Below are 8,258 nucleotides of genomic sequence, written 5' to 3' on the forward strand. Positions count from 1 at the left end.
CAAGTCACGACTGCGACGGGGAGTGAAGCGTGGTAGCACTCTCTGCCCCGACACCATGCACTACTTCCTGGGCGGCTTCAGCAACGCGGCCTGATCGGCCCAGCCGCGAGGAAGCACGAGAAGCGCATATCACCAGTCCAAGCCCACGTGTGCCATACGCGAAAGGTGTGCTGTGCTGCGAGAAAAGCGTATCTTCGGTAAGAGCCGACCGGCGCTCAGCGTCGTCATCCCCTGCTTCAATGAAGAGGAGGGGCTAGCCCAGACCCATGCCCGTCTCAGCAGGGTCCTCAGCCGGCTCACCGGTTTCCAGTGCGAACAGATCTACATAGACGACGGCAGTTCGGACGGCACCTGGGAGATCATCGACTCCCTAGCCCGCTCCTCCCCCACCGTGCGGGGCGTGAAGCTGAGCCGTAACTTCGGCCACCAGTCGGCCTGCCTAGCGGGGCTGCGAGAGGCAGTGGGCGACGCGGTCGTCGTCATCGACGCCGACTTGCAGGATCCGCCGGAGCTGATACCCGAGATGGCCGCGCTGTGGCTTGACGGCTGGTCCATGGTGTCCGCGCAGCGTCGCAACCGCGAGGGCGAGACCTTGTTCAAGAAGGCCAGCGCGTACGCGTTCTACCGTCTGCTGAATGCCTTGTCGGACCACCCGCTGGCCCTGGACACCGGTGACTTCCGGCTGCTGGACCGCGAGGTGGTGGCGCTGCTCACCAAGTCGCCGGACCGGCACATGTACCTGCGTGGCACCGTGAGCTGGTTCGGGTTCCCGGAGACCAGCGTGGCGTTCAACAGGGAACCGCGGCACGCCGGAGAGACCAAATACACGCTGCGCAGGATGCTCGAACTGTCCCGGCGCGGCCTCATGGCGGGCTCCCCCGCGCCGTTGCGCCTGCCCATCTACCTGGGCACGACCGTGCTGGTTGTTGGGGTGGTAGCGGCCGCGGTTCAGCGCGACCCGCGGTTGCTGGCGCGGCCCGGTGCCTTCGGCACCCAGGCACTGGCGCTGGGCGTCATCGGCGAGTACCTGCACGCGGTCTTCCGACAGGTGCAGGGGCGTCCGCAATACGTCGTCGAGGGCCGCCTTGGCATGGTCTCCCCGTCCCTTCGCGTAGAGGAGCGTGTCGCCCTGTGAGCACCGAAGCAGCGGGGTCGGCGGGCAGCACCGCCACCACCCCCGTGGACGTCATCATCGTCGGCGCCGGTTTCACCGGGCTGTCGGCAGCGCTCGAACTCGCCTCACAGGGGCGGAGCGTGCGGATCATCGAGTGTGAGCCCGTCGTTGGCGGACTCGCCGCGAGCTTCGACATCGGCGAGGGCAAACGGTTGGAGCGCTTCTACCACCACTGGTTCTCCTCGGACACGGAGATGATCCGGCTCTGCGAGAGCCTCGGGATCTCCCATCTCCTGGAAGCCCGCGAAACCCGCACGGGCGTCTACTACGCCAACTCCGTCTACCGGCTCTCCGCACCCCTGGACGTACTGCGTTTCGCGCCGCTGCCGCTGCGGGACCGCATTCGCCTGGGGCTGCTCGCCCTGCGCGCCCGGCGGGTGAAGCACTGGCGCGAGCTGGAGCCCCGGACCGCACGCGAGTGGCTGGTGTCACTGGGCGGACGACGGGTGTACGACGTGGTCTGGCGCCCCTTGTTGGAAGGGAAGTTCGGCAAGTACGCGGACCAGGTGGGTGCCACCTGGATGTGGACCAAGCTCCATCTGCGCGGCGGCAGCCGCACCCGCTCCGGCAAGGAGACCCTGTACTACATCAAGGGCGGCAGCGAGGCCCTGCTGACCGCGCTGCGACGGCGCCTGGAATCGCTCGGCGTCGAGATCCGCACGGGCGCCACGGCCGAGGCCGTCCACACCGACGGCGCCGGGGTGAGCGCAGTGACGGCCGGCGGGGTCCGCCACCCGGCCCGCCAGGTGCTGATCACCACCGCGCCCCGGCTCGCGGCCGCACTGCTGGACCACGAAGGCGCGCAGCACCCGGCGGTGCCGGAGCTCCAGCGGCGCTGGTCGGCCGTCGACTACCTCGGCAACGTCTGCCTCGTACTGGAGAACAACCGCAAGCTGTCCGACACGTACTGGCTCAACGTCAACGACCCCGACTTCCCCTATGTCGGCGTCATCGAGCACACCAACCTCGACAACCCCGAGCGCTACGACGGCAAGCACGTCGTCTATCTCTCGAAGTATCTGCCGACGGACGCCGAGCTGTACCAGATGTCCGACGAGGAGGTCTTCGAGTACAGCCTCCCGCACATCAAGCGCATGTTCCCCGGCTTCGACCGGAGCTGGGTGCAGCGCTTCCACGTCTGGCGGGCCGAGTACGCCCAGCCGGTGATCACCCCGCACTACACCCGCGTGATGCCGCCGGTCGAGGCCCACGTCAAGGGCCTCTATCTCGCGGGCATGGCACAGGTGTTCCCCGAGGACCGCGGGACCAACTACGCCGTACGCGACGGCCGCCGGGCCGGACGCCTCATCGCCGACCGTCTCACCGCAGCCGCCGGGAGCCACGATGCCTGAGCTGATCACCCTGGACCAGGCCGAGGCGATGCCCACCGAGCAGGTGCACGACCTGTACCGGCGGTTCGTCAACCGCAGCCAGGTCTCCCTCATCGGCTCCTTCGGTTTCGGCAGGGACCTGGTCGACCACGCCGAGGGAGCCTGGATCCACCTGCGCGACGGCCGCCGCGTCCTGGACTTCACCGGTGGCGTCGGCGTCCTCAGCCACGGCCACAACCACCCGCGGATCCTCGCCGCGCGGCGCCGCTTCCAGGAAGCGCGACGCATGGAGGTGCACAAGAACTACTTCTCGCCCTACGTGGCCGCCCTCAGCCACAACCTGGCCCAACTGCTGCCCGGCGACCTGAACATCAGCTACTTCCCCAACTCCGGCGCGGAGGCGGTGGAAGGAGCGGTGAAGCTCGCCTACAAGTACCACCGGGGGCGCCGCGGCACCGTCCTCCACACGGACATCGCCTTCCACGGAAAGCTCCTCGGCGCGGGCAGCCTCACCGCCTCGCCCGAGGTCCACTTCCCCTACCCGCAGATTCTCGGCACGGACACATTCGCCTACGACGACCTGGACTCGTTCCTGCTGGCGCTGGAGCGGCACACCTCCTCCGCCGGCGAGTGCGACGTGTACGCCGTCGTCCTCGAACCGTTCAGCGCCTCCAGCCTGCGTGAGTGCTCCCCGCGGTTCCTGCGCGAGGTCCGCCGCGTCTGCACCGAACGCGACATCGTGCTCGTCTTCGACGAGGTGTACACCGGCTGGGGCAAGACCGGCGCCCTCTTCCACTTCATGCACCACTCGGGACTCGTGCCCGACATCGTGACGACCTCCAAGTCCTTCGGCGGCGGCAAGGCCTCCATCTCCGGCTACATCACCCGGGAGCCGATCTTCCGCGCCGCATACGACAACCTGTCCGACGCGACCCTGCACAGCACGACGTACTACGGGTTCGGTGAGGAGACCGCGACCGCCCTCGAAGCCGTGGCGGTCGCCGTCGAGGAGGATTTCCCCGGCCGCGCCCGTGAGCTGGGCGAGCAACTGGACAAGGGCCTGTCCGAGGTGGCCGCCCGCCACCCCCGCCTGGTCCGGCGGATCAAGGGCCGCGGCGCTCTGCACGGGGTGTTCCTCACCCCCGGCCCGGACGTCCCCGCCCGGCTGCGCGAGATGCTGCCCACCGCACTGGCCAAGGACCCGCAGGCCGTGTCGAAGCTGCTGACCGGGGCCGTGGTCGCCGCCCTGTACCGGGAGCACGGCGTCCTCACCTTCTTCGGCTCCAACCGCGCCATCGCCCTGATCGTCTCGCCGCCGCTGGTGGCGCAGACCGACGAGGTCGACCTGTTCGTGAACGCCCTTGACGAGGTGCTCGACCAGGGCGCCACCCGGCTCCTGGCCGGACTCGTGCGAGAGAAGGTGGCCGGGTGAGGATCACCGAGCGGGACCTGTACGCCTCCGGGCTGCCGGCCTGCTGGGCCGCCGTGTACGAGGCACTGCGCCCGGCGTCGGCGCTGCAGCGGGCGGTGCACCACACCACGGAGAGCCTCAACCGGATGCCCGCCGGCTACCGGTGGGGGACCTCGGCCGCCCTCCGCCTGTTCCCGTCCGTCTTCCGCGCCGTCACCCGCGCCCGGCCCCACACAGCCCCACCCGAGCTGATCCGCGCGGGGCTCGCCCGGCTGCGCGGCCTGCCCGGCTACGCCGAAGTGCTGCGCGCGACAACCGCCTTGGCGCTGTACGGCGCCCTGGACGGCGTCGCGCCACCGCACACCACGCGGACACGGGAGGCCGTGCGGTGAAGATCCTGCCGAGACGTACGAGCGGTGTGCGCGAGGTCGAGTGCGACGCGCTGGTCGTCGGCTCCGGAGCGGGCGGCAGCGTCGCCGCGCTGGAACTGGCCCGCGCCGGACGGTCCGTGACCGTCCTGGAGGAGGGACCCCGGGTCTCCACCCGCGACCTGGAGACGGCCAGCCCCGCGGAGTCGATGCGCCGCCTGTACCGCAACGGCGGCGCGACCGCGGTCTTCGGCACCCCCACCATCGCCTACGGGGAGGCCCGCGCGGTCGGCGGCACCACGGTGGTCAACGGCGGCCTGCTGTGGGAGCCCTCGCCGACCGTCCTCGACCGCTGGGCCGCCTGGTCCGGATACGGCAGTTACCGTGACCCGGTCGTGGGCGCCCGCTTCGCGGAGGTCCAGCAGCGCCTCGGCATGATCGTGCAGGAGCACGGGGACGGCAACGAGGACTCGCGGCTCCTGGCCCGCGCCGCCGACTCCCTGGGCTGGCGCTGGCAGCATCCGCAGCGTGTGGTGCGCGGCTGCCGGCACCGCAACCAGTGCGCCACCGGCTGCCCGAGCGGCGCCAAGCAGAGCATGGCCCTGACGTACCTGCCCGAGGCCGAGGAACTGGGCGCGCGCATCAGCCCGGGTGCGCGCGTGGAGCGGATCACGCACCATCGGGGAGTGGTGCGCGGCGTGGAGGCGACCGGCCCCGACGGCGGGCTCGTCCGCTACCGCCCCCGCACCCTGTTCGTCGCCGCGGGGCCCATCGGCACGCCGGTGCTGCTGCGGCGCAGCGGCATCCACCGGCGGACGGCCGGGCGCCGGCTGGCGCTGCACCTCAACCTGCGGACCATCGCCCGGTTCCCGAGAGCCGTGGACGCCGTGCGCGGCACGATGTTCACCGCCCAGGTCCAGGAGCACTCCGCGCTCGGCATGCTCGTCATGCCGTCCAACCTGACGCCCGGCGGTCTGGGGGCCGCGCTGGCAGGCCGCGACTCCCGGCTAGTCGACGAACTCCTCGCCGTCCGCGCCCACGTGGGCATGTTCACCACGCAGGTGCGCATGCAGGGGGCGGCCGGGATCGCCGGGGTGGTCGGCGGCGCACCGCTGCTGCGCCACGGCATGACCCGGGCCGACCACCACACCCTGCGGCTGGCGTTCCGCAGGACCGCGCGGCTGCTGTTCGCCGCGGGCGCCGTGGAGCTGCTGCCGCCGACGAGCTCCGCCGGGCCGCTGCGCACGGAGGCGGACGTGGAGGCGTACTGCGCACGGGTGCGGCCCGGCGACTGGGAGCTGGTCTCCGTGCACGGCATGGCGAGCTGCCCCATGGCGCTGCCCGAGCGGAGCGGGGTCTGCGACGAACTCGGTAGACCGCACGGCTTCACCAACCTGTACCTGTGCGACGCCAGCGTCCTGCCGGGCGCCCCCGGCATCAGTCCGCAGGGAACGATCATGTCCTTCGCCCACGAGATCGTGGGCCGTCATTTGGAGACCGCGTGACCGACCAACCGACCGCACAGCGCGTCACAGCGCCGCAAGCAGCGCCGGACGCCCCTGTGTTCAGTACCGCCGCCGTGGTCGCGTCCTGCGTGGGCTTCGTCCTCATCGGCGCTCTCCAGGCCCTGTACGGGCCCGCGATCCCGGCCTTCCGTGAGGAGTTCGGGCTCTCCCCGTCGGCCGCCGGGCTGGGGCTGAGCGCTCACTTCATCGGCGGTGTCGCCGGTGTGCTGCTCTTCGACAGGCTCTATGGCCGACTCAGCAACCGGCAGATTCTCGGTGCCTCGTACCTGCTGATGGCGGTCGGCGCCGCGGGCTTCGCGCTGGCGCCGAACTGGCCCGTCGGCCTGGCCGCGGCCCTGTTTGCAGGGCTTGGCTTCGGCGGCATCGACTACGGCCTCAACCAGCTGTTCGCCGTCGGCTTCGGCCGCCGCTCGACCGCCATGCTCAACATCCTCAACGCCCACTTCGGCATCGGCGCGATCCTCGGCCCAGCCCTCATCGGCGCGGTCGGCTCCGAGCACTACCCGGCGGTCTTCCTCGGCTTCGCGGTCGCCAACCTGCCGCTGCTGCTGTGCCTGCGGGGTGTCCGCGACCGGGCACCCGAGCCGGGCGAGGCGATGAAGGCGGAGGCCGACGGCAGGTCGGTCCTCGGCCGTAGCCTGGGCTCGGTGCTCGCCGTGTTCGTCGCGCTGTACCTCCTGCACGTGGGTATCGAGGCGGGCGTCGGCGGCTGGGAGCCTACACACCTGGAGACCGTCGGTTACAGCGCCGGGGTCGCCGCGACCGCCACCTCCGTGTACTGGCTGATGATGACCCTCGGCCGATTCCTGGTGGCACCGATCGCGCTACGCTTCTCGGCCCAGTCCATCATCATGGTCTCATGCGCGGGCATGACGGTCTGTCTGCTGCTCGCCGCGGTGCCGGGGCTCGCCCCCTACGCCTACGCCGGTGTCGGCCTATTCATCGCACCGATCTTTCCCACCGGGCTGCCCTGGCTCAACAAGGCGGCCCCCCAGGCCCGCCGGGCTGGAGCTCTGGTGATCGCCGCCTCGATGGTCGGTGGTGTGGTCGCCGGACCGGCACTGGGCAAGGCCATCGAGTGGTCCGGCGTCCGTGCGGTCCCGCTCCTGCTGGGTGTCATCTCGGCCCTCTGCCTGGCGGCGACTCTCTGGCTGATCCGCACCATCCGCCCCGCCGCACCCCGCTGACCACACCCACAAGGCCTCGCCGGTTTCACCTTACCGGCGTCCGGATACCGCGCATGAACGCGTCGAGGGAACGCTGGATACAGACCTGCCGGCACGAGCTGCTGGACCGCACCCTGATCTGGAACCAGCACCATCTGCTCCACACCCTGCGCAAGTTCGAGCAGCACGACAATTCCCACCGGCCCCACCAGGGCATCGCAGGCGCCCGACCACTGCACGCCTTGCCCCCACCGATCACCGATTCGGAGCAGCTCACCCACCTCGACATACGCCGACACGACCACCTCGGCGGCACCCTCCACGAGTACCAACATGCGGCCTGAACTGCACGGACGGAGTTCTCGGCAAGGGCAGAGCTGCTGGCCAACGCAAGCTTCAGCTACTCCTACTGGCAGCCGGTCTCGCGCGGTCGACCAGCCTCCGAGGAGTTCGAGAGGGTTCGCCTGGGCCAGCCCCAGCTGGTCACCTCCCGCCGTCCCCTTCCGGAGGTCCCTGCGACCGCGTACGCCGGGAAGCGGCTGTACCTGCTTCGTCACGGCGGCAAGGAGTGGTTGGACGAAGATCGACACAGTCGCATCGCCGTGGAGACCCGCATGGGCCACGAGGTCGCTGGCGTGGAAGGTCTCTACTCGCACGTTACCCTGACCATGAGCAGGAGATTGCAGGTTCGCTGCAAACCAGGTGGCTGCGCTTCGTGGCCAGCGAGGGAGAGCACTGGAAGGTGCCATCTCCCACTGCTCTCGCATTCGATCTTGAAGAGTGGTGGAAACAGCAGGTCAAAGCCGCTCAGGACCTCGACGTTTGAACCGGTTCATGCGCTTCATTACCACCAAGAGCTTCATGCCCTTCGTGATCTACCGGATCCTGCTCGGCATCCTGCTGTTCGTGCTGGTGGGAGCCGGTGTGCTGAGCCCGCACGCGGGCGAATCCGGCGGCTGAAACCAGGCCACACAGGTAGCGCTATCTGGCATTTCCTAGCGCCTGATTGCAGCACCACGCCATGATCATCTCCCACTTGTCTCCCACTCATCTCCCACCGCAGAGGCGGGATATGCCCCACTAGGGCGTGTGCGTCCGCAAAGCAGGGGATGACGCGGAAGGGCCCGCACGTCCGTGTGGGCCCTTCCGTACGGAGGGTGGAGCGGGTCAGCTGGGGTTCATGTCCGGCCTAGTACTCCAGTCTGACTTCGCGATTTTGTGGGGGACCCGGCCGGGAACGGGTGCGGCCACCGCGTGATCATCGGTTGGTGTGTGGACAAAC

General features: G+C 69.8%; 7 protein-coding genes and 1 pseudogene. All 8 read left to right on the forward strand.

What is annotated here, in order from left to right; genetic code table 11:
- The first annotated feature begins 172 nt into the window (after positions 1-172).
- A complete protein-coding gene (locus ACIA6T_RS34930) occupies positions 173-1,135 on the forward strand; it encodes a glycosyltransferase family 2 protein (protein WP_399450533.1) in 963 nt (320 codons plus the stop codon).
- Positions 1,132-2,526: an NAD(P)/FAD-dependent oxidoreductase gene (locus tag ACIA6T_RS34935; RefSeq protein ID WP_399450534.1), complete on the forward strand. Its 1,395-nt coding sequence runs from the start codon at positions 1,132-1,134 to the stop codon at positions 2,524-2,526. Before ACIA6T_RS34930 ends, ACIA6T_RS34935 begins: the two co-directional genes overlap by 4 nt.
- Positions 2,519-3,937, forward strand: coding sequence for an aspartate aminotransferase family protein (locus ACIA6T_RS34940; protein WP_399450535.1), 1,419 nt, complete (start codon positions 2,519-2,521; stop codon positions 3,935-3,937). Before ACIA6T_RS34935 ends, ACIA6T_RS34940 begins: the two co-directional genes overlap by 8 nt.
- Entirely contained in the window at positions 3,934-4,308 is a 375-nt protein-coding gene (locus ACIA6T_RS34945) for a hypothetical protein (protein ID WP_399450536.1), read from the forward strand. Before ACIA6T_RS34940 ends, ACIA6T_RS34945 begins: the two co-directional genes overlap by 4 nt.
- Positions 4,305-5,789, forward strand: coding sequence for a GMC family oxidoreductase N-terminal domain-containing protein (locus ACIA6T_RS34950; protein ID WP_399450537.1), 1,485 nt, complete (start codon positions 4,305-4,307; stop codon positions 5,787-5,789). Before ACIA6T_RS34945 ends, ACIA6T_RS34950 begins: the two co-directional genes overlap by 4 nt.
- Positions 5,786-6,997, forward strand: coding sequence for an MFS transporter (locus tag ACIA6T_RS34955; RefSeq protein ID WP_399450538.1), 1,212 nt, complete (start codon positions 5,786-5,788; stop codon positions 6,995-6,997). Before ACIA6T_RS34950 ends, ACIA6T_RS34955 begins: the two co-directional genes overlap by 4 nt.
- Complete coding sequence (locus tag ACIA6T_RS34960; RefSeq protein ID WP_399450539.1) at positions 6,994-7,320, forward strand: integrase core domain-containing protein; 327 nt, start codon at positions 6,994-6,996, stop codon at positions 7,318-7,320. Before ACIA6T_RS34955 ends, ACIA6T_RS34960 begins: the two co-directional genes overlap by 4 nt.
- 487 nt (positions 7,321-7,807) lie before the next feature.
- Positions 7,808-7,936, forward strand: a pseudogene (locus tag ACIA6T_RS34965) (undecaprenyl-diphosphatase); the annotation flags it as partial.
- Positions 7,937-8,258: the final 322 nt, after the last annotated feature.

It is taken from the genome of Streptomyces sp. NPDC051740 (assembly GCF_044453165.1).
GTDB lineage: Bacteria > Actinomycetota > Actinomycetes > Streptomycetales > Streptomycetaceae > Streptomyces > Streptomyces atrovirens.